Below are 20,292 nucleotides of genomic sequence, written 5' to 3' on the forward strand. Positions count from 1 at the left end.
ATGCAGAGGTGGCGTGGCTACGAGGCGGTACCGAGCGGGTTCGGCCGTTCGGTGATCACCATCGGCGTGTTCGACGGCGTGCACCGTGGGCACCAGGCGACCATCGGGCACGCGGTGTCCCGGGCGCGTGAGCTGGGCCTTCAGTCCGTCGTGGTGACCTTCGACCCGCACCCGTCCGAGGTGGTCCGGCCGGGCACGCACCCGGCGGTACTGACGGAGCCGCACCGCAAGGCCGAGCTCATCGAGCAGCTGGGCGTCGACGTGCTCTGTGTGGTGCCGTTCACAGTCGACTTCTCGAAGCTGTCGCCGCAGCAGTTCGTCCACGACGTACTTGTCGAACACCTGCACGCCGCGGTCGTCGTGGTGGGTGAGAACTTCCGCTTCGGGCACCGGGCCGCCGGTGACCGGGCGCTGCTGTCGGAGTTGGGCCGCACCTTCGGGTTCACGGTCGACGACTCGCCGCTGGTGGCGGAGCACGGCACGGTGTTCTCCTCGACGTACATCCGCGCCTGTGTCGACGCCGGCGACGTGGCGGCGGCGGCCGAGGCGCTCGGGCGCCCCCACCGGGTGGAGGGCGTGGTCGTCCGCGGCGACCAGCGCGGCCGGCAGCTCGGCTTCCCGACCGCCAACTTCCTCACCGGCACCTACACCTCGATCCCCGCCGACGGCGTGTACGCCGGCTGGGTGATCCGGCGTGGCGAGCGGCTGCCGGCGGCGGCGTCGGTGGGGACGAACCCGACGTTCTCCGGCACCGAGCGCCGCGTCGAGGCGCACATCCTCGACTTCGACGACGATCTGTACGGCGAGCGCCTGGAACTGGAATTCGTCGACCGGCGGCGCGGGCAGGTCAAGTTCGACGGGGTCGAGCCATTGATCGCGCAGATGAAGGAAGACGTGGCCCAGATCCGGTCGGTGCTGGAGCGGTAACCCGGCCTGGTAATGTGGGGAAGACGTCGGGTCACCGACGCACGGCTCCGCGTGCCTGCACGACGCCGCGGGTGCGGGGTCTGGATTCCCACAGAAACCCACAGAAACAGGGAGAAAATGGCGCTCGACCAGCAAGCCAAGGCCAAGATCAGGGCAGATTACGCGACCGTCGAGGGCGACACCGGTTCGCCCGAGGTCCAGGTGGCAGTGCTCACCAAGCGGATCGCCGACCTCACCGAGCACCTCAAGGTGCACAAGCACGACCACCACAGCCGTCGTGGTCTGCTGCTCCTGGTGGGTCGTCGCCGCCGGCTGCTCAACTACATGGCCAAGAAGGACATCAACCGCTACCGGTCGATCATCGAGCGGCTCGGCCTGCGGCGATGAACAATTGCGGGGAGTGGCACGATGCCGCTCCCCGCATTCACAACCACACAGGGGTCCGAGAGCCGATTCGGCGCACCGGTCCTCGGTAGTGGCCCCCGGGCCCGCCGGCACGCCGCCGGCCCTCCGTCCCGGGCGCTTCGATCGAAGACCGGCCCGCTAGAGCAGCTCTCCAGGTGTGACCCCACCTTCAGAAGGAGAGCAACACGCACATGACCGAGAAGACACTCGGCAACCACACCAGCACAGCGGTGATCGACAACGGGTCGTTCGGCACCCGCGAGATCACCTTCTCCACCGGGCGGCTGGCCCGGCAGGCAGCCGGCTCGGTGATCGCGCAGCTCGGCGACACCGTCGTGCTGTCCGCCACCACGGCGAGCAAGAACCCGAAGGACCAGTTCGACTTCTTCCCGCTGACGGTCGACGTCGAGGAGCGGATGTACGCCGCGGGCCGCATTCCCGGCTCGTTCTTCCGCCGCGAGGGTCGCCCCAGCGAAGACGCCATCCTCACCTGCCGCCTGACCGACCGGCCGCTGCGCCCCAGCTTCGTCAAGGGCCTGCGCAACGAGGTTCAGGTCGTCGCGACGATCCTGGCACTCGACCCGGCCCACCCGTACGACGTGATCGCCATCAACGCCGCGTCGATGTCGACCAAGCTGTCCGGCCTGCCGTTCTCCGGCCCCATCGGTGCGACCCGCATGGCGCACATCGACGGCCAGTGGGTCGCGTTCCCGACCCACGAGGAGCTGACCCGGGCCACCTTCGACATGGTCGTGGCCGGCCGCGTGCTGGCCGACGGCGATGTCGCGATCATGATGGTCGAGGCCGAGGCGACGCCGAACGCGGTGTCGCTGATCGCCGCTGGCGCCACCGCGCCGACCGAAGAGGTCGTGGCCGGCGGTCTCGAGGCCGCCAAGCCCGCCATCCGCGAGCTGTGCCGGGCTCAGAGCGAGGTGGCGGCCGTCGCGGCCAAGCCGATCGCGGAGTTCCCGGTCTTCCTGGACTACCAGGACGACGTCTACACGGCCGTCGCCGGCGTGGCCAAGTCCGAGGTGGCCGAGGCGCTGAAGATCGCCTCCAAGGCCGAGCGCGAGGACGCCCTCGACCGCGTCAAGGACAAGGCGCACGAGGAAGTGGGCGGCCAGTTCGAGGGCCGTGAGAAGGAGATCAGCGCCGCGTTCCGGTCGCTGGTCAAGTCCGAGGTCCGGTCCCGCGTGCTGCGCGAGCAGGTGCGCATCGACGGCCGTGGCCCGCGCGACATCCGGCCGCTGACCGCCGAGACCCAGGTGCTGCCGCGCGTGCACGGCTCGGCGCTGTTCGAGCGGGGCGAGACGCAGATCCTCGGCGTCACCACGCTCAACATGCTCCGCATGGAGCAGCAGCTCGACACGCTGTCGCCGGAAAAGCACAAGCGCTACATGCACAACTACAACTTCCCGCCCTACTCGACCGGTGAGACCGGCCGGGTCGGTGCGCCGAAGCGGCGCGAGATCGGGCACGGCGCGCTCGCCGAGCGGGCCCTGATCCCGGTGCTGCCGAGCCGCGAGGAGTTCCCCTACGCGATCCGCCAGGTGTCCGAGGCGCTCGGCTCCAACGGCTCGACCTCGATGGGCTCGGTCTGCGCGTCCACGATGTCGCTGCTGTCGGCCGGTGTGCCGCTGAAGGCGCCGGTCGCGGGCATCGCGATGGGCCTGATCTCCGACGAGGTCGAGGGCAAGACGCAGTACGTCACGCTGACCGACATCCTCGGCGCCGAAGACGCGTACGGCGACATGGACTTCAAGGTCGCCGGCACCCGCGAGTTCGTGACCGCGCTCCAGCTCGACACCAAGCTCGACGGCATCCCGTCCGACGTGCTGGCTGGCGCGCTGCAGCAGGCACACGAGGCCCGGTTCACGATCCTCGACGTGATGCAGGCGGCCATCGAGGCGCCGGCCAGCATGTCGGAGTACGCGCCGCGCGTCACCTCCGTCAAGATCCCGGTCGACAAGATCGGCATGGTGATCGGGCCCAAGGGCCAGACCATCAACGCGATCCAGGACGAGACCGGCGCCGAGATCTCGATCGAAGACGACGGCACGATCTACGTCGGTGCCACCGACGGCCCGTCCGCCGAGGCGGCGGTCGAGCGGATCAACGCCATCGCCAACCCGACGCTGCCGAAGGTCGGCGACAAGTTCCTCGGCACCGTGGTGAAGACGGCCGCGTTCGGCGCGTTCATCTCGCTGCTGCCCGGCCGCGACGGCCTGCTGCACATCTCCAAGGTGGGCAACGGCAAGCGGGTCGAGAAGGTCGAGGACTTCCTCAACGTCGGCGACAAGGTCGAGGTACAGATCGCCGACATCGACCAGCGCGGCAAGATCTACCTGGACAAGGTGCGTCCGGAGGGTGAGGAGGCGCCGGCTCCGTCCGAGGAGGCCGGCTCCGAGCGGCCCGCCGGGCGTGACGGCGACCGTGGCCCGCGCGACCGGGGCGACCGCGACCGCGGCGACCGCGGTCCGAGCCGCGGCGAGCGGTCCGAGGGCGGCGAGGGCGACAGCGAGGGCGGCCAGCCCCGCCGGCGCCGGCACCGCCGCTGATGGCGTTGGATTTACGAGACGGAGGCAGCACGGTACGCCGTACCGTGCTGCCTTCGGGCCTTCGGGTACTGACCGAGGCGATCCCGTCGATGCGGAGCGTCTCGTTCGGCATCTGGGTCGCGGTCGGCTCGCGCGACGAGCCCGACGGTCTCGGCGGCGTGTCGCACTTCCTGGAGCACCTGCTCTTCAAGGGCACCAACAAGCGCACCGCGCTCGACATCTCCGCGCAGATCGAGGCGGTGGGCGGCGAGACCAACGCGTTCACCACCAAGGAGTACACCTGCTACTACGCGCGGGTGCTCGACGAAGACATGCCGCTGGCCATCGACGTGATGTGCGACCTGGTCGCCGACTCGGTGCTGGAGGCGGCTGACGTCGAGACCGAGCGTGGGGTGATCCTCGAAGAGATCGCCATGCACGACGACGAGCCCGGCGACGAGGTACACGACGTGTTCGCCGAGGCGATCTACGGCGACCACCCGCTCGGGCGGCTCGTCTCGGGCACCGAAGACACCATCTCGCCGATGAGTCGCGGGCAGATCTTCGACTTCTACCGGTCGCGATACACGGCATCGTCCATTGTGGTCGCCGCCGCGGGCAACCTCGATCACGACGTGGTCGTGGATCTGGTCTCGCAGGCGCTTTTCGACGGCAATGGCGTCCCCGCGCCGCTGCGGCCCACCCTGGCGGTGCCGACCCGGCCCGCCGACACCGTCATCCGCGTCAAGGACACCGAGCAGGCCCACCTCGTGCTCGGTGCGCCCGGCATCGCCCGCCTCGACGAGCGCCGGTTCGCTCTCGGAGTGCTCAACAACGTGCTCGGCGGCGGCATGTCGAGCCGGCTCTTCCAGGAGATCCGGGAAAAGCGCGGGCTGGCCTACTCGGTCTACTCGTACTCCGGCCAGTACGCCGACAGCGGGCTGTTCGCGGTATACGCGGGCTGCGCCCCCGGCAAGGTCGACGAGGTACTCGAACTGACCCGGGCCGAACTGGCGGCGGTCGCCGAAAAGGGGCTGACCGAGGCGGAACTGGCCCGTGGCAAGGGGATGGCCAAGGGCGGGCACGTGCTCGGCCTGGAAGACACCGGGTCGCGGATGAGCCGCCTGGCGAAGGGCGAGCTCCTGTACGGCGACGTCCTCGCCGTCGACGATCTGCTGTCGCGAGTCGACGCGGTGACCCTGGACGAGGTCAACGTCCTAGCGGCCGACCTCCTGACCCGCGACATGTCGCTGGCCGCGATCGGCCCCCTCTGACCCCACCCGAGCGCCATTTCGAGCGGCGCTCTCCGCGCGCTGCCGCTGTGCGGCGCTCTCCGCGCGCTGCCGCTGTGCGGCGCCTCCTCCCGTCGATCAAGGGCGAATACACGTGGTTGGATCTCTTTTCCGCGTGCATTCGCCCTTGATCCATGCAGATCTCCTTGATCGGCGCCGGTCGGGCGCCGCTGGCGCCCGACCGGCGATCGGTTTGCCCCTTTCGTGCTGCCGCCGCCCGTGCTGTGAACGTTTAGTGCTGCTCTGGCAGCAATAACTGTTCAAGATCTCGGCGAATGAACGACGGTCCGGCGCCGCGTTCAGCGGGCGCCGCCACTCCTGACCGGTTTGCCCGGTTTCGCTCCGTAGGCCCAAGCGGAGCAACGACCCTGACCGCCGCCGGGTCGCCGGGCGCGGCGCGGCCCGGCCCGTCGGGCGCGGCCCGGCCCGTCGGGCGGCTTGGCCTGCCGTACGGCCGCTACTGGCGGAGCGGCCGGCTCGGAGGCTTGCTGCGCAGACCCGAGCCGCATGTTCGAGGAAGTCGCTGCTACAGCCCGGCCCGGAGGCAGCATTTCGGCGAAGTCGTGCGCCTGCGGCGCCCAGGCGCGAGCCAAGACCTCGGCGAACGACGGGGCGCGTGACCTGTGGGGCAGCCGCAAGGGGCGACCGTTCAGGTGAAGAAGTCGGCTAGCTCGCGGTCGCGGTCGGCTAGTTCTCGCGCCTCGGTGTCGTAGCGCATGTGGCCGGCGGTCAGCACGTACAGGTGCTTCGGGCCGGCCAAAGCTTGGAAGACCGCGAGCTGCCCCAGGGGCGGCACAGCCGGGTCGCGGCGCGCTACCGAGACGTAAACCGGGATGCGGATGCGGGTCGCGGCGGTCGCGGCGTCGAAATAGGCCAGCACCGACCGGAGCGAGGGATCGTGCGCGACCGCTTGGCGCACCGCCTCGCCGCTGCCGGTACAGGGCTGGCGCAGCCGCGCCGGATGGTGGCCGAAGCTGGGCAGGTACAGGTGGGCGCGGCCGAACCGGTCGTCCCACGGCAGGGCGAGCGCGCCGATCCCGCCGCCGAAGCTGCCGCCCGCGTAGTCGAGCGGCGCCTCGATCGACGGGAAACGGTGCAGCAGAACGGATCCGGCCCGCCAGACGTCGGCCGCGCAGAAGCGGTGCACGTACGTCTCGCGGGACCGGATGCCGTGCAGCACGTGCTCGGCGGGTGCCGCTGGGATGGTCGGCGACAGGCTCCGGGGCAGGCCCGGCGCGCACGGGAAAATCTTCGCCGCGGACGGGATCGGCACGTACTCGTCAGGCCCGTCGTCGCGTCCCTGGTACCCATGGCCGATCACCACGCCGCGCCGGATCACGCCGCCCGCTGGGTACGTGATCCACGCGAACGCCCGCTCGCCCGTCGCGGACTCGAACGTCACCTCTTCCACCCGCCGCCGAAGCCGCGCGTCGTCGTACTCCCGCTCGACCTGCCAACGCAGGGGCGGCTTCGTCAACTCGGCATGCGTCGAGCGCCAGAAGTCGTCAAAGTCTGGCGGGGCCGGAGGGGGATCGGCGTCCATCGCATCCATCGTGGATGATCGCGCGACGGTGCGGGAACCCTCCAGACAGCCAGCGCGCTCGTGCACGCACGCTCCAGCGCCATGTGCATGTACGTGCACATCAAGGTCTTATGTGCGCGTACGTGCGCATCGGGGTGGCTACGCGCTGGCTAGCACGGCCCGGCACATGTCGGCCCGCTTGGCCACCTGGTCGACCAGCCGCCCGGGCATCGAGCTCCCGAGCGCGGCCACGTCCGGGTCACTCGCGGTCATGATCGCGACTCGGGAGTGTCGCGGCGGAAGCGCTTGAGGTATTCGTCGAGGTCGAGGTCGAGATCCGCTTCCTGCGGCCGAAGGTCCAGTACGAGGCCCAGCGTGTTCAGGGTCCGGAGGACGAGGCCCAACTCAGTGGTGGCCTTCCCGGACTCGAGGTCGGACAGCCAGCGGCGACTGACGCCGGCTGACGTAGCGAGCTGGCTCTGCGTCAGCCCCAGCTGGCGGCGGCGCTCCTGGACGTAGCGTCCGACGTCGGCGGGCTCTCCGATCCGCATCCGGGCCGCTCCTTCCAGGGCGTGTGCGCGTACGTGCACGCCGTTCGAACGGCGCGGGAGTGTCCGCCAGCGCCTACCGGTGGGATAGGTTGTCCCGCGTGAGTGACGAGCGCGAACCCATTCGCGTCGGTGTGCTGGGCGCCCGCGGGCGCATGGGCGCCGAGGTGTGCAAGGCGGTCGATGCCGCCGACGATCTCGAAGTGGTCGCGATGATCGACCAGGGCGATTGGCTGTTCAACGCCTCCGACGCCGGGGCCGAGGTGATCGTCGATTTCACCACGCCCGACGTGGTGATGGACCACCTGCACTGGTGCATCGACCAGGGGATCAACGTGGTGGTCGGCACCAGCGGTTTCACCGAGCAGCGGTTCGAGCGGGTGCGCAGCTGGCTGCAGCACAAACCCGAGGTGGGCGTGGTCATCGCGCCGAACTTCGGCGTGGGCGCGGTACTGATGATGGAGTTCGCGGCGCGGGCCGCCCGGTTCTTCGAATCGGTGGAGATCATCGAGCAGCACCACCCGCGCAAGCTGGACGCGCCGAGCGGCACGGCCACGCACACGGCGCGCCTCGTCGCCGAGGCGCGGGCCGCGGCCGGGATGGCCGCGATGCCCGACGCGACGAAGGACGAGATCGCCGGTGCGCGGGGCGCCGAGATCGACGGGGTGCGGGTGCATTCGGTACGCGCCAGCGGGCTCGTCGCCCACCAGGAGGTGCTCTTCGGCACGGCCGGGGAGACGCTCACGATCCGGCACGACTCGTTCGACCGGGCGTCGTTCATGCCCGGCGTGCTGCTGGCGATCCGGTCAGTGATCAGCCGCCCCGGCCTGACCATCGGCCTGAACCCACTGCTCGGCCCGTGATCAGGGCGTCCCTCAAGCCGCTCTAACGACTTGAGGGACGCCCTGATCACTGGTGAGGTGGGTTTCGCCCGTCGCGTCGACGTCCGCGTCTACCGATCGGCCCGCTAGGCGCAGGCTGCGGGCGGACAGAGGGCCCAAGGGGATGCCTGGGCGGAGCGTGACGCGTCCGTTCGGCACGTCCGGGTCGAGGCCCAGCGCCGCGTGCAGGATGACCACGGCGGCCGCCGCCGACCACGCCTGGGGCCGGCAGGCCGCCGGGTACGGCACGGGACGTCCCACGGCCGTGCGGGCGTCGCCGCCGTACAGCTCCGGAATCCGGTACTCGAACGCCTCGCCCGCCGCGAGCAGCCCGTCGGCGAGCCCTGCCGCCGCCGACGTGTGACCGGCGCGCGCCAGGCCGGCGAGCACGATCGCGGTGTCGTGCGCCCAGATCGATCCACAGTGGTATGACAGTGGACTGAAGCCACCGTCCAGTTCGGACATGGTACGCAGCCCGAAGCCGCTGGACATGGCGGGCGCCGACAGCACCGAGGCGACGGCGGCTTCCTCGGCTCGCGACAGCAGGCCGGTGCCGAGCAGGTGCCCGATGTTACTGGTGAGCGCGTCGACCGGCTCGCCCTTGCCGTCCAGGGCGAGCGCTGGGTACCCGTCCACCCAGTACGCGGCGCGGAACCGGTCCGCGAGCCCGGCCGCGTACTCGCGCAGCCTGTCACCGCCGGGGCGGCCGAACGCGTCGAGCAGCGCCGCGCCGTTCATGGCCGCCTCGTACGCGTACCCCTGCACCTCGACCAGCGCGATGGGCGGCTCGGCGCGGCTGCCGTCCCGGAAGCGCACCGCGTCGCCGGAGTCCTTCCAGCCCTGGTTGGCGAGCCCGCGCCCGGTGCTGTCGACGTACCGGAGGAAGTCGGTGTGGCCGGTGATCCAGCCGAGGGCGGCCTCCATCGCGGGCAGCAGCGCCTCGACCTCGGCGGCCGGCATGCCCCAGCGCCAAGCGTCGTGGAGCAGGCTGACCCAGAGCGGCGTGGCATCGACGGTGCCGAAGTACGTGGGGGGTAGCACGATGCCGCGGCTCACCAGGTGCAGTTCGCGCCGGCGCAGCTCGTGCATGATCTTGCCGGGTGCCTCCTCGGAGTTTGGGTCGTCGGTGCGGCCCTGGCGGCGGGCGAGTACGCGGAGGGTGCCGGCGGCCAGCTCGGTGCCGAGCGGCAGCAGCATGCGAGCGGCCCAGATGCTGTCCCTTCCGAAGAGCGTCAGGAACCACGGCACCCCCGCTCCCAGGAAGGTGCCGTGACCGTCCGTCAGCCGCAACGAGGCGAGATCGTCGAGGGACTGGTCGAGCAGGCGGGTCAGGCGATGGTCGGCGGCGGTGACCTCGGGCCGCGCCCACTCGACCGGTCCGTGCGGCGCGGACACGACCGCACCCGGGTCGTCGACGCGCAGCTCCCACCGCAGCGTCGTGCTTCCGCGTGGAGGCAGGTCGACCTCCCAGCGCCGCTCGGGCGTGACGGTGAGAGAGACGCCCTCGGTCGGCGCGGCGGTGGTCCCCGACTTGACCGCTTCCATCGGCGCCATGTCGGACGCGATCTCCAGCGTGACGGTGGCTCGCACCGGCACGCTCGCGGTGGAGCTGATCCGGATCTCCTCGGCCAGCCCGCCGGGCACCACCCTGCGGTACCTGTCGATGCGCACGGTCGGGTCGGGGATCGGGTCGCCGAGCCACCGCGCCAGCGACACGAACCGGGCGGCGCCGGGACCGTCAGGCGCGTACTGGATCGGTTCCGGCTCACGCCCGTCGACGAGCAGTCGCGCCTCGGCCAGTACCCGGGTGTCGGCGTGGAAGACGCCCTGCACGCCGGTGGCTCTGATCTGCCCGTCCCGCCCGCTCAGCGTGGTGGTCGGCGCCGCGGTGGTCGGCACCAGGTCGTGGAGCAGCGGTTGGAGCATGCGGTCAGGCACGAGCGGAACTCCTTGACAGGTCGCCTGCCGACGGCGTGGCCCTCACTAGTGGAAGGTGGTGCGGAGGCGGAGCTGGTCGATCAGCTGGTCGTCGACGTCGAGCGCGCGGGCGGCGCCGTCGGGCTCCCACCCGGCCGACTCCAGAAACTTCCGGCTCGCGGCATCGCCGTCGTACACCCACGCCACCGCCTGCGCCACACCGTCCTCGCGCCATAGGTCGACGGTCGCCGCGAGCAGCCGGCTGCCGTGCCCGCGCCGCCCCCACCGCGGCTCCACCAGCAACTCCGTAAAGGCCGCGACGTCCGCGCCCAGTGCCGGCTCGTCGGGCGCGAGCGCTTGCTCGTCGGCGGGGCCGCTCGCCGCGAACCCGACCAGGTGCTGCGCCTGTTCAGCCTGTTCGACGGCCACGAGTACGCGGTGCCGCGGCGACGGCGGTGCCTCGACGGCCTGGGTCCACTGTCGCGTGATCCACGCCTCGTCGAGCCGGTCGAGAGCCCGTTTCGGGAGCACCCGGCGGTAAGCGGTCCGCCACGTCTCCAGTTGGATGCGTGCGATTTCGGCGGCGTCTACGGGACGCGCTGGCCGGACATACCCGAGCGCCATGACCGATGAGCCTACGACTCACCCCCTCCCTCCCCCTCCCCACCCCTCCGCCCTCCCCACGGCCCTTCCCGCGGCCCTTCCGCGGCCCTTCCCGCGGCTCTTCGCGCCGCTCCGCCCACGGCTCTTCGCGCCGATCAAGGGCGAATACACGTGGTTGGATCTCATTTCCGCGTGCGTTTGCCCTTGATCCATGCGATCGCCCTCGATCGGCGGAGCTAGCTCGCGAGGCGGGTGCGTGCGGCGGACAGGCCGGAGCGGATGGTGCGGGCCGTCTCGTACGCGCCCAGGCCGGCGAGGCGGGCGGCGGGCGTGAGGGTCTCGACCACGTCGCGCTCGTCGAGCAGGCCGCTCGCGACGAGCCGGCCAAGACGGCGGGTGGCCGAGTACAGCGTGTTGTTGCGGGTCCCCACCGGTGCGCGGCGCACCCGGTCGGCCTCGTTGTCGAGCGCGGCGGACGCATATCGCGACGGGTGGTGGATCTCCGCGAGCGGCCTCGGCGGCGGCTCCGGCGGCGGCGCGACCAGCGCGCGGAGCACCGGCGGGCACAGCGGTGCGGGTCCGCGCGAGATCCACCTGTATCGCTCACCGCTCGCGTGCGTCGATGGTGGCGCCACCACGTATCCGTCGACGCCACGCCAGTCGACGCCAGGAAGCACGCGCACCCTGTTGGGCAGGCCGGTGGCGGCAAAGTACAGGTGGAGGCCGCCGGAGCCGGTGCGCACGGTGGGCACCTCGCAGTCGACCAGCGCCTGCACGAGCCGCAGGCCATCGGCGGTGTCAACATCACACACGTCGACCACGACACCGGTGCGCAGCCCCACATTGGCCGCCGGCCAGGTGGCCCACCAGCGCCGGAGCACCGCCGGGTCGGTGCTGGCCTGGTGCAATCCCGCGGTGATCAGGCGCGGATGCCAACGCGGATGCTTACCAGGGCGGTCGCACTGTGGCCGGCGGCAGGAGCAGCCACCGCCGCCGGTGCCGGTGTGCAGCGGCAACACCGGGACGCCGGCCGCCGCGTAGCGGAGCGCACTGGCGAGCATACGGTCAGTGTATCGAACACCAGTACTAATTGCTGCTCCTGTAAATGTCGTACCCATGGATTAGCGTTCGACGCGATGGCAGTACACGAATCGCTCTCGATCGCTCAGGCCCGCCGGATCGCTCTGGCCGCCCAGGGCTTCACCGATCCCGCGCCAGCGGGGTCGGTCACGATGCGTCACCTGCGCCGCGTCCTGGGCCGGGTGGGGCTCATCCAGATGGACTCCGTCAACGTCCTCCAGCGGGCCCACTACCTGCCGCTCTACAGCCGGCTCGGGCCCTACCCGGTCGAGCTGCTCGACCGCGCGGCCTACCGCCGGCCCCGCGAGCTTTTCGAGTACTGGGGGCATGAGGCGTCGCTGATCCCGGTCGATCTGCAGCCCAGCCTGCGGTGGCGCATGGCGGCCGCGCAGACCGACTCGTGGGGCGGCATGCGCCGGATCGCCGAAGAGCAGCCCGAGCTGGTCAAATGGGTCCACGATGAGGTTCGCGTCAATGGGCCGCTGACCGCCGCCGAGATCGAGCACGACGCGCCGCGCGAGACCGGCAACTGGGGGTGGAACTGGTCGTCGGTCAAGCGGGCGCTGGAGTTCCTGTTCTGGGCCGGTGAGGTGACCGCCGGCGCGCGCAACGGCAGCTTCGCACGCGTCTACGACCTGCCCGAGCGCGTGCTTCCCGCCCACGTGGTGGCCGCGCCCACGCCCGAGCCCGCCGAAGCGCACCGCACGCTGGTCGCCGTGGCCGCCCGTTCGCTGGGTGTCGCCGCCGAGTTCGAGCTGCGTGACTACTTCCGGCTGCCTGTCGCTGCCGCCCGCACCGCTATCGCCGAGCTGGTCGAGTCGGGCGAGCTGATTCCGGTCGAGGTGCGCGGCTGGCGGCAGCAGGCATATCTGCACCCCGAGGCCAAACGCCCCCGTCGCGTGCACGCACAGACGTTGATCAGCCCGTTCGACCCGCTGATCTGGGAGCGGGCGCGCACCGAGCGGCTGTTCGACTTCACGTACCGCATCGAGATCTACGTGCCGGCGCCCCAACGGGTGTATGGGTACTACGTGCTGCCGTTCCTGCAGGGCGACCGGTTTACGGCCCGCGTCGACCTCAAGGCCGACCGCAAGGCGGGCGTCCTGCGCGTGCCGGCCGCGTGGCTCGAGCCAGGCGCCGATCCCGCCACCACGGCGCCAGCGCTGGCCGCGGAGCTGCACAGGCTGGCCGGATGGCTCGGTCTGTCCGCGGTCGCTCCGCCCGAGGGAGGCGATCTCCGTTTGCCCGCCGGTGTACCGTGACAGCGTGACGAGCGTGGTGAGCCCCGAAACGCCGTATTACGTGCCGCCACCGCCCAACCGCTTCACGCGCTTGGTGGCCCGGTCGCCGCGCTGGCTGGCCCCGGTGGCCGCGCTCGGCTGCATGGCGAGCGCCGTCGGATACGTGATGATCGCCGACCCGACCGACAGCACCGCCGACGCCGCGCCGACCTGCCTGCTCAAGCTGACGACCGGCTTCGACTGCCCGGGATGCGGCGGGACGCGCGCGTTCTGGTACGTGTTGCACGGCAACCTGCCCGCCGCCGCGCGGCACCACATCCTGTTCATCTTCGCGCTCCCGTTCCTGCTGTACATGTACGTGGCGTGGGCCGGGCAGCGGGTGTTCGGGCGGAAGCTGCCGCAGTTGCGCATCTCCCCGAAGACCATCGGGGTGTTTTTGGGCGTGTGGTTCGTCTTCACCATCGCCCGCAACCTCCCGTGGGCCCCTTTCACCTGGCTCTACGTCTAACCCCGCTCCACCCCTCTTCCCGCGCTTCCGCGCACGCTATTCCCGCGCTCTCTTCCTCACGTTCTCCCGCGCGCTTCTCGCGCGCTTCCCGCGGGTTCTTCCCGCGCACTCTCTCTCGCCGTCCGGCGTTGCGCGCGAGATCTCGTCGCCGATCAAGGACGAATGCACGTGGTTGGATCTCCGATCCACGCGCGGGCGCCGCTCGGCCAGCGCGGCACGGCGTGTCGCCACGCCGGTTGCGCCGATCAAGGGCGAATGCACGTGGTTGGACCTCTTTCCGCGTGCATTCGCCCTTGGTCCATGCGCATGCCCTTGATCGACGCGGTTGGGTATCTGGCGCCGTGGCCAACCGTGGCCGGCCTGGCGCCGCTGGGCGCTGCCCACCAACCCAGATGGTCCCGATCCGCGCGGCAACCTCTCGGGCTGTGAACGTTTATGGCTGCTCCAGCAGCCATAAACGTTCACAGCCCGTCGCGGAACGGCTCTGGCCCGCGTTTGAATCGAGGGCGATGTTCCTTGGACCCGGCGGGCGACGGGATTGGCGGGTGTGGCGCGGTCCGCTACCCCGCGGTACGAGGCGCCGCAGCGCCCTGACCGCGCCCGAGAGCCTGTACGGCACGAAAGCAGGAAAGTGCGGCCCCGAGCCTCGGCCAGCCGGGCCGGATGGTTGCAAGCTCCGCGGTTTGCCGACGTCGCCGCGCGCAGAGCGCAGGGCCGAATGTGTGCTGAATCTTGGAGGCCCACCGTCGCTATAGCGACGGTGGGCCTCCAAGACCGGGTGTGGCTTCGATGCGGCTTGGTGGGGTGAGCTGGGATCTTCCGCCCGGATGTATCCGGACATAGCTGGGCGCAAGATCCCGCTACGCCCCACCAAGCCGCTGCGGCTCCAACCGCGATCCAACGGCGGACGCGGCTGGCGTGGCGCGGCGTCTGCCGCGCGGCGCCGGTCACGCCGCCGCGCCCGCCTGGCGTTGCCGCTTCGCCCAACCCTCCGCAGCGTCGCCGTACCTGCGGCTTTGTCGCTTGGCCGCCCTGTGTCGCTCGGCTCGCGGCCGCCCTCGCTCGGCTCGCGGCCGCGCTCGGCCGGCTCGCGGCCGTCCTCGTTAGCCCGCGGCCGTGTCGGTTGGCCCGCTTCGTGTCGTGGCCCGCGGTCGCCCTCGGCTGGCCTGCCCGGTGTCGCTTGGCCGCCTCCGTGTCGCTCGGCCATGCGGCGTGGCTGGACCGGCGGCTGGTCCGGCCACGCCGGACCAGCCGGCGCGTCGGGTGCGCTCCTGGCGGCCGTCGATCAAGGCCAATCCCGTCGATCAAGGGCAAAGGCACGCGGAATTGAGATCGAACCACGTGCATTCGCCCTTGATCGGCGGCAAGGTCGGTGGGGGGAGGGGTGGGGGCGGAAGGGGTACGGGTTGTGGGTAACGAGGGGGGAGTGGGGTGGGTGGTAGCGTGCGGGGCATGCCGGAAGTTGTCCAGCCCCAGGTCAAGCTCATCGCATGGACCCACTTCGAGCCGCCGGACGACGTGCCGTGGTCGACTGACGCTGAGGGTGGCCAGGCGCTTGCCGAGTTTGCGGGGCGGGCCTGCTACCAGTCCTGGAAGAAGCCCAACCCGGTGACGGCGACCAACGCGGGCTACCTCAACCATATTCTCGACTCGGCTCACTTGTCGGTGCTCGAGCACGGTTCGGTGACGTTCTACATGACGGGCGTGTCCCGGTCGCTCACCCATGAGCTGATCCGTCACCGGCACTTCTCGTACTCGCAGCTCTCCCAGCGGTACGTGCCGGAGCGCGACGCGGCCATGGTCGAGCCGAGTGTGATCGCCGATGACCCTGAGCTGCACAAGAGGTTCGTCGAGGCCGCGGAGGCCAGCGTCCAGGCGTACACGGAACTGCTGGAGGGGTTGGAGCGCAAGTTTGCCGACGAGCCCAGCCCGACGCTGCGCCGCAAGCGCGCGCGCCAGGCGGCGCGTGCCGTCCTGCCGAACGCGACCGAGACCCGGATCGTGGTCACCGGCAACTACCGGGCGTGGCGGCATTTCATCGCGATGCGCGCCACGGAGGCCGCTGACGTGGAGATTCGCGAGTTGGCGATCGATTGTCTGCGCCAGCTTCAAGGCGTCGCGCCGAACGTTTTCGCAGACTTCACCATCTCGACGCTCGACGACGGCTCTGAGGTCGCGTCGAGCCCGTATGCGCAGGTGTCCTGAACCATTCGGGGAGCACTGCGCCGGTCCGCTAGGTTGTCAAGCATGACGCACGACCATCGACCGTTCGGGCGGCTGATCACCGCCATGGTCAGCCCGTTCCACGATGACGGCTCGCTCAACGCCGAGGGGGCGGCTCGCCTCGCCACCTACCTGGTGGATGAGCAGGCCAATGACACGCTGGTGATCAATGGGACCGCTGGCGAGTCGCCCACCACGTCCGACGGGGAGAAGGAGACCCTGGTACGGGCGGTCGTGGAGGCGGTGGGCGACCGTGCCAAGGTGGTCGCCGGCGTCGGCACCAACGACACCCGGCACACGATCGAGTTGGCCGCCGCCGCCGAAAAGGCGGGCGCGCACGGCCTGCTCGTGGTGACGCCGTACTACAACAAGCCGACGCAGGCGGGCCTGGTCAGGCACTTTACGGCCGTGGCCGACACGACCGGCCTGCCGGTGATGCTTTACGACATCCCGCACCGTTCGGGCGTCGAGATCACCACCGAGACGCTGGTCAAGCTGGCCGAGCACCCCCGGATCGTGGGCGTCAAGGACGCGAAGGGCAACCTGACCGCCACCTCGTGGGTCAAGCGCCGTGCCGACCTGGCTTACTACTCCGGCGACGACGCGCTGACCCTGCCGCTGCTGGCCATCGGTGGCGTGGGCGTGGTGGGCACGTCCACGCACCTCTGCGGTCCCGAGACCAAGGAGATGATCGAGGCGTACGAGCGCGGCGACGTCACCACCGCGGGTGAGCTGCACCGCCGGCTGTTGCCGCTGTACACGGGCATCTTCAAGCTGCCGGGCACGATCATGGTCAAGGCGGCGTTGAAGGTGCGCGGCCTGCCGGCGGGCCCGGTACGGTCGCCGCTGGTGGACGCCACCGACGCTGAGCTGGCTGAGCTTCGCGACGACTGCGCGGCCGCGGGGCTCGCCCTATGACGGCGGCGCACGTCGAGCTCGACGCACCACCGCCGCTTCCGGAGGGTGGCCTTCGGGTCATCCCGCTGGGTGGTTTGGGCGCGATCGGTCGCAACATGACGGTTTTCGAGTACAGCGGCAAGATGCTCATTGTCGACTGTGGAGTCTTGTTTCCCGATGTCGAGCAGCCAGGTGTCGACCTGATCCTGCCCGACTTCCAGCCGATCCTCGACCGGCTGGCTGACGTACAGGCGATCGTGCTGACCCACGGTCACGAAGACCACATCGGCGCGGTGCCGTACCTGCTCGCCCACAAGCCCGACATCCCGCTGGTGGGCTCGCAGTTCACGCTGGCGCTGGTGGAGGCCAAGCTTGCGGAGCGGCGGATCGAGCCGTACACGCTGACCGTGCGCGAGGGGCAGCGGGAGCGGCTGGGGCCGTTCGAGTGCGAGTTCTTCGCGGTCAACCACTCGATCCCGGACGCGCTGGCGGTAGCCATCCGTACGCCGGCCGGGTTGGTGCTGCACACCGGCGACTTCAAGATGGACCAGCTTCCGCTCGACGGCCGGATCACCGACCTAGCCGGGTTCGCGCGGCTGGGCGCCGAGGGCGTCGACCTGCTGCTGTCCGACTCGACGAACGCGGAGATGCCTGGCTTCGTCACCTCGGAGCGTGACATCGGCCCGGTACTCGACTCGATCTTCGCCAAGGCGAAGGGCCGCATCATCGTGGCCAGCTTCGCGTCGCACGTGCACCGGGTGCAGCAGGTGCTCGACTCGGCGTTCGAGTACGAGCGCAAGGTCGCCTTCATCGGACGGTCCATGGTGCGCAACATGGGCATCGCCCGCGACCTGGGCCTGCTGCGCATCCCGGGTGGGCTGGTGGTCGGGCTCGACGAGGCCGCCACGCTGCCGCCGGACGAGATCGTGCTGATGTCGACCGGTTCGCAGGGCGAGCCGATGAGTGCCCTGGGCCGCATGGCCACCGGCGACCACCGGCACATCACGATCGCCCCCGGCGACACCGTGGTACTGGCCAGCTCGCTGGTACCGGGCAACGAGACGTCCGTGTACCGGGTGATCAACAAGCTTTCCCGCGCCGGCGCGACGGTGATCCACAAAGACGTGGCGAAGGTGCACGTCTCCGGTCACGCCCCGGCCGGTGAGCTGCTCTACCTGCTCAACATGGTCAAGCCGAGCAACCTCATGCCCGTACACGGGGAGTGGCGCCACCTGCGCGCGCACGCCCGGCTGGGCATCGAGTCCGGCGTCGAGGCAGACCGCGTGGTCCTGTGCGAAGACGGCGACGTCGTCGACCTGGTCGACGGTCGGGCGCAGTTGGTCGGACACGTCAAAAGCCGGTACATCTACGTCGACGGCCTGGCGGTCGGCGACGTGGGCGAGTCGTTGCTGACCGAGCGGCGCATCCTGGGCGACGGCGGCTTCATCGCGGCGACCGTGGTAGTCGACTCGGTCACGGGCAAGGTCGTCGGTGGCCCGGCCGTGTCCGCGAAGGGCTTCTCGGAGGACCCGGAGGCGTTCAACGCGGTGGTCCCCTTGATCACCGAGGCGCTCGACCGGGCCGCACTCGACGGCATCAGCGATCCGCACCAGCTCCAGCAGATCGTTCGCCGCGTCGTCGGCCGCTGGGTCAATGAGGCGTACCGCCGCCGCCCGATGATCGTGCCAACGGTCGTCGAGGTGTAGCGGTTTCGCATTCTGCCATATTGCAGTTCGCCCTATGGCGATCACGGATGGCGCCGGCTCATACTGGCGCCATCAAGAGGCGGTGCCCGGCTCCACCCGGGCACCGCGGGGGCCTCACCCACTGCCAAGAGGGGCGGGCCGGACTCTTAGCCATCTTGGCCTAGCCGCCTCCTTCTTGGCAATGTTCGAAGGAGGTGGCGCGCGATGACCGTCTTCTACCGGGGTCCCTGCATTGTGATCACGCATCGGGACTTCCGCATCTTGCGTCCGCACCCGCGAGTCTTTCCCATTCGCGACCTTCGCGGTGTACACGTCGTGGTAATAGATCGCTCCGGTGTTTCGATCACTGTGGGTTCGAGCGGGATGGCGGGCGTGGCCGTGGTGGTGATCGCGACTGGCGGCCTGGACCTGCCCGCGCCGCTGGCGCTCATTGGAGGCGTGGCGCTGTTTGCCGTGGCCACGCTGGCGGGCGAATGCTTCCGGGCATCCGCGCGGCGGTACGAACTGCGCGCCGTCTGCCGCAGCGAGCCGGTGCTTCTCTTCGCAACGTCGGATGTCCGCACATTTGGCCAGGTCAAACGCGGATTGATAAGGGCCTTGCAGGCGTACGACGGATAGCGGACTACAACATGCATGCGACGTCCTTCCCCTTGGATGCGACCGGGTGTACCGTCACTGCGTCATGTCGTTCGGAAGCATCGCCCTCTGCCGTACCGCAGACGGCCACCTGGCAAAGGACAGGCGTTACCGCGATGGTCACTGGGGAGTCCCCTGCCGCCGCGCGCCGGCGCGTAAGGCTCACGCTTCGCAAGGCGCGTGAGTCGCGAGGACTTACCCAGGGACAGGTCGCTGCCGAGCTGGACTGGTCCCTGTCAAAGGTAAACCGGCTCGAAAAGGGCGAAGTGACCGTCTCCCGGACAGACCTGGTCGCCCTGCTGGAGCTGTACGGCGTCACCGACAGTGTCACCATCGATGATTTGATCAAGGCGGCCCGCACGTCGCGGCTGCGCGGGTGGTATGACGAGCCGCGTTACCGCGAGCATCTGACGCCGGCGATGCTGCAGCTCTATCAGTTCGAGACGCAAGCGACGGCGATCCGCTTCTACCACCCGACCCTGCTGCCTGGGCTGCTGCAGACGCGGGCGTACGCCGAGTTCGTGCTCAACTTCTGGCAGGGAGACCTTTCGCAGGCGGTCCGTGACGCGCGGCTCGAGACACGTATCCAGCGCCGTGGCCACGTGCTCGACCGCGAAGACCCGGCGCCGTATCTGTTGATCCTCGACGAAACGGTGCTGCAGCGGATCGTCGGCGGACCCGAGATCATGGTCGGCCAGCTTCGCGATCTGCTGGAGACGATGCGCAGGCCCAACGTGAGCGTGCGCATCCTGCCACTCGACGAAGCGGCGATCCTCGCCATGCTCGGGCCCTTCACCCTCTTTGATCTGGGTGAGGAGGAGAATGCCGTTCTCTACCGGGAAAGCGTGCTCAAAGACGAGATCCTGTTCGCGGGCGAAGCGATTGATCGTCACCGCCGATACTTCGAACAAATGTGGGAGCGGTCGCTCTCAGAGGAGGCGTCAGCACATTTGATCGAGGCTCGTGTAGCCAGATTGGTTTCCGACCTCGACCGATATCGTCCTACCTAGCCAACCCCCTTGCTGCGGCGGAGTTGGCTAGTGGGGAACCCCTTCCTTCGTCGCGTTCGAACCTGGAGCAATCCAGTCCGTTAACCGATTCAGTGAAGGGAAAAGAACGCTACAATGTCGCAGAATATCTTGGCTTGGCGGAAGAGCCGGCGGTGCGAGTCGAACGCGTGTGTCGAGTGGGCGCGAACAGACGAGGGCGTAGCACTTCGCGACTCAAAGGACCCGCACGGACCGGTCTTGCGCTTCTCGTCTTCTGAGTGGACGCATTTTGTCGCGGACCTGAAGCAGTCCGACGAGTCGTCGCGCTGATTCCGTCCGGCAGATAAGTAGCGGCTTGTCGACCATGGTCGACAAGCCGC

At 69.8% G+C, this 20,292-nt stretch carries 18 protein-coding genes; 13 read left to right on the forward strand and 5 right to left on the reverse strand.

All coding sequences use genetic code 11. The features are described from left to right. The 4 genes from QMG73_RS28400 to QMG73_RS28415 all read left to right on the forward strand — a co-directional run bounded on the left by QMG73_RS28400 (nt 1) and on the right by QMG73_RS28415 (nt 5,143). The gene (locus QMG73_RS28400) at nt 1-927 is read left to right on the forward strand and encodes a bifunctional riboflavin kinase/FAD synthetase (RefSeq protein ID WP_281900668.1); all 927 of its coding nucleotides are present in this window, start codon (nt 1-3) and stop codon (nt 925-927) included. A 117-nt stretch (nt 928-1,044) separates the two neighbouring features. Further along, entirely contained in the window at nt 1,045-1,314 is a 270-nt protein-coding gene (gene rpsO, locus QMG73_RS28405; protein ID WP_265250039.1) for a 30S ribosomal protein S15, read from the forward strand. A gap of 209 nt (nt 1,315-1,523) precedes the next feature. Then, entirely contained in the window at nt 1,524-3,890 is a 2,367-nt protein-coding gene (locus QMG73_RS28410) for a polyribonucleotide nucleotidyltransferase (RefSeq protein ID WP_281900672.1), read from the forward strand. Beyond that, nucleotides 3,890-5,143: a M16 family metallopeptidase gene (locus QMG73_RS28415; RefSeq protein ID WP_281900675.1), complete on the forward strand. Its 1,254-nt coding sequence runs from the start codon at nt 3,890-3,892 to the stop codon at nt 5,141-5,143. Before QMG73_RS28410 ends, QMG73_RS28415 begins: the two co-directional genes overlap by 1 nt. A 667-nt stretch (nt 5,144-5,810) precedes the next feature. Here QMG73_RS28415 and QMG73_RS28420 read toward each other — a convergent pair. Further along, nucleotides 5,811-6,704 carry an acetylxylan esterase gene (locus tag QMG73_RS28420; RefSeq protein ID WP_281900677.1) on the reverse strand — a complete coding sequence of 298 codons (894 nt, stop codon included), beginning with the start codon at nt 6,702-6,704 and terminating at the stop codon, nt 5,811-5,813. A gap of 248 nt (nt 6,705-6,952) precedes the next feature. Beyond that, a complete protein-coding gene (locus tag QMG73_RS28425) occupies nt 6,953-7,234 on the reverse strand; it encodes a helix-turn-helix domain-containing protein (RefSeq protein WP_281900679.1) in 282 nt (93 codons plus the stop codon). Between the two features lie 89 nt (nt 7,235-7,323). Here QMG73_RS28425 and dapB point away from each other — a divergent pair, with 89 nt between their 5' ends. Then, a complete protein-coding gene (gene dapB / locus QMG73_RS28430) occupies nt 7,324-8,094 on the forward strand; it encodes a 4-hydroxy-tetrahydrodipicolinate reductase (RefSeq protein ID WP_407676872.1) in 771 nt (256 codons plus the stop codon). 12 nt (nt 8,095-8,106) lie between these two features. Here dapB and QMG73_RS28435 read toward each other — a convergent pair whose 3' ends face one another. From QMG73_RS28435 to QMG73_RS28445, 3 genes are all read right to left on the reverse strand, one after another. After that, nucleotides 8,107-10,050 (reverse strand): amylo-alpha-1,6-glucosidase, encoded by a 1,944-nt coding sequence (locus QMG73_RS28435; protein WP_281900684.1) that lies wholly within the window; start codon nt 10,048-10,050, stop codon nt 8,107-8,109. 45 nt (nt 10,051-10,095) lie between these two features. Next, the gene (locus QMG73_RS28440) at nt 10,096-10,653 is read right to left on the reverse strand and encodes a GNAT family N-acetyltransferase (RefSeq protein ID WP_281900686.1); all 558 of its coding nucleotides are present in this window, start codon (nt 10,651-10,653) and stop codon (nt 10,096-10,098) included. A gap of 215 nt (nt 10,654-10,868) precedes the next feature. Next, on the reverse strand, nt 10,869-11,693 hold the full coding sequence (locus QMG73_RS28445; protein WP_281900687.1) for a bifunctional DNA primase/polymerase: 825 nt from the start codon (nt 11,691-11,693) through the stop codon (nt 10,869-10,871). Nucleotides 11,694-11,768: 75 nt separating this feature from the next. Here QMG73_RS28445 and QMG73_RS28450 point away from each other — a divergent pair, with 75 nt between their 5' ends. From QMG73_RS28450 to QMG73_RS28485, 8 genes are all read left to right on the forward strand, one after another. After that, a complete protein-coding gene (locus QMG73_RS28450; protein ID WP_281900689.1) occupies nt 11,769-12,974 on the forward strand; it encodes a winged helix-turn-helix domain-containing protein in 1,206 nt (401 codons plus the stop codon). A gap of 4 nt (nt 12,975-12,978) precedes the next feature. Then, nucleotides 12,979-13,461 (forward strand): DUF2752 domain-containing protein, encoded by a 483-nt coding sequence (locus QMG73_RS28455; RefSeq protein ID WP_407676873.1) that lies wholly within the window; start codon nt 12,979-12,981, stop codon nt 13,459-13,461. Nucleotides 13,462-14,913: 1,452 nt separating this feature from the next. After that, complete coding sequence (thyX, locus tag QMG73_RS28460; RefSeq protein WP_281900691.1) at nt 14,914-15,666, forward strand: FAD-dependent thymidylate synthase; 753 nt, start codon at nt 14,914-14,916, stop codon at nt 15,664-15,666. 42 nt (nt 15,667-15,708) lie between these two features. Further along, nucleotides 15,709-16,602: a 4-hydroxy-tetrahydrodipicolinate synthase gene (dapA, locus tag QMG73_RS28465; protein ID WP_281900693.1), complete on the forward strand. Its 894-nt coding sequence runs from the start codon at nt 15,709-15,711 to the stop codon at nt 16,600-16,602. Further along, nucleotides 16,599-18,287: a ribonuclease J gene (locus QMG73_RS28470; RefSeq protein WP_281900694.1), complete on the forward strand. Its 1,689-nt coding sequence runs from the start codon at nt 16,599-16,601 to the stop codon at nt 18,285-18,287. The genes dapA and QMG73_RS28470 overlap by 4 nt, the downstream gene beginning before the upstream one ends. 204 nt (nt 18,288-18,491) lie before the next feature. Then, a complete protein-coding gene (locus QMG73_RS28475) occupies nt 18,492-18,905 on the forward strand; it encodes a DUF6232 family protein (RefSeq protein ID WP_281900696.1) in 414 nt (137 codons plus the stop codon). Between the two features lie 134 nt (nt 18,906-19,039). Continuing rightward, nucleotides 19,040-19,933, forward strand: a complete 894-nt coding sequence (locus QMG73_RS28480) for a helix-turn-helix domain-containing protein (RefSeq protein ID WP_281900698.1) — start codon at nt 19,040-19,042, stop codon at nt 19,931-19,933. A gap of 114 nt (nt 19,934-20,047) precedes the next feature. Continuing rightward, nucleotides 20,048-20,242, forward strand: coding sequence for a DUF397 domain-containing protein (locus QMG73_RS28485; protein WP_281900699.1), 195 nt, complete (start codon nt 20,048-20,050; stop codon nt 20,240-20,242). The last annotated feature ends 50 nt before the right edge of the window (nt 20,243-20,292 follow it).

The organism is Phytohabitans aurantiacus, from assembly GCF_027923225.1.
GTDB classification, from domain to species: Bacteria; Actinomycetota; Actinomycetes; order Mycobacteriales; family Micromonosporaceae; genus Phytohabitans; species Phytohabitans aurantiacus.

Coding starts and splice junctions, on each gene's coding strand:
- QMG73_RS28400 (WP_281900668.1), top strand. CDS start 1: ATGCAGAGGTGGCGTGGCTACGAGGCGGTACCGAGCGGGTTCGGCCGT.
- rpsO (WP_265250039.1), top strand. CDS start 1,045: ATGGCGCTCGACCAGCAAGCCAAGGCCAAGATCAGGGCAGATTACGCG.
- QMG73_RS28410 (WP_281900672.1), top strand. CDS start 1,524: ATGACCGAGAAGACACTCGGCAACCACACCAGCACAGCGGTGATCGAC.
- QMG73_RS28415 (WP_281900675.1), top strand. CDS start 3,890: ATGGCGTTGGATTTACGAGACGGAGGCAGCACGGTACGCCGTACCGTG.
- QMG73_RS28420 (WP_281900677.1), bottom strand. CDS start 6,704: ATGGACGCCGATCCCCCTCCGGCCCCGCCAGACTTTGACGACTTCTGG.
- QMG73_RS28425 (WP_281900679.1), bottom strand. CDS start 7,234: ATGCGGATCGGAGAGCCCGCCGACGTCGGACGCTACGTCCAGGAGCGC.
- QMG73_RS28440 (WP_281900686.1), bottom strand. CDS start 10,653: ATGGCGCTCGGGTATGTCCGGCCAGCGCGTCCCGTAGACGCCGCCGAA.
- QMG73_RS28445 (WP_281900687.1), bottom strand. CDS start 11,693: ATGCTCGCCAGTGCGCTCCGCTACGCGGCGGCCGGCGTCCCGGTGTTG.
- QMG73_RS28450 (WP_281900689.1), top strand. CDS start 11,769: ATGGCAGTACACGAATCGCTCTCGATCGCTCAGGCCCGCCGGATCGCT.
- thyX (WP_281900691.1), top strand. CDS start 14,914: ATGCCGGAAGTTGTCCAGCCCCAGGTCAAGCTCATCGCATGGACCCAC.
- dapA (WP_281900693.1), top strand. CDS start 15,709: ATGACGCACGACCATCGACCGTTCGGGCGGCTGATCACCGCCATGGTC.
- QMG73_RS28470 (WP_281900694.1), top strand. CDS start 16,599: ATGACGGCGGCGCACGTCGAGCTCGACGCACCACCGCCGCTTCCGGAG.
- QMG73_RS28475 (WP_281900696.1), top strand. CDS start 18,492: ATGACCGTCTTCTACCGGGGTCCCTGCATTGTGATCACGCATCGGGAC.
- QMG73_RS28480 (WP_281900698.1), top strand. CDS start 19,040: ATGGTCACTGGGGAGTCCCCTGCCGCCGCGCGCCGGCGCGTAAGGCTC.
- QMG73_RS28485 (WP_281900699.1), top strand. CDS start 20,048: ATGTCGCAGAATATCTTGGCTTGGCGGAAGAGCCGGCGGTGCGAGTCG.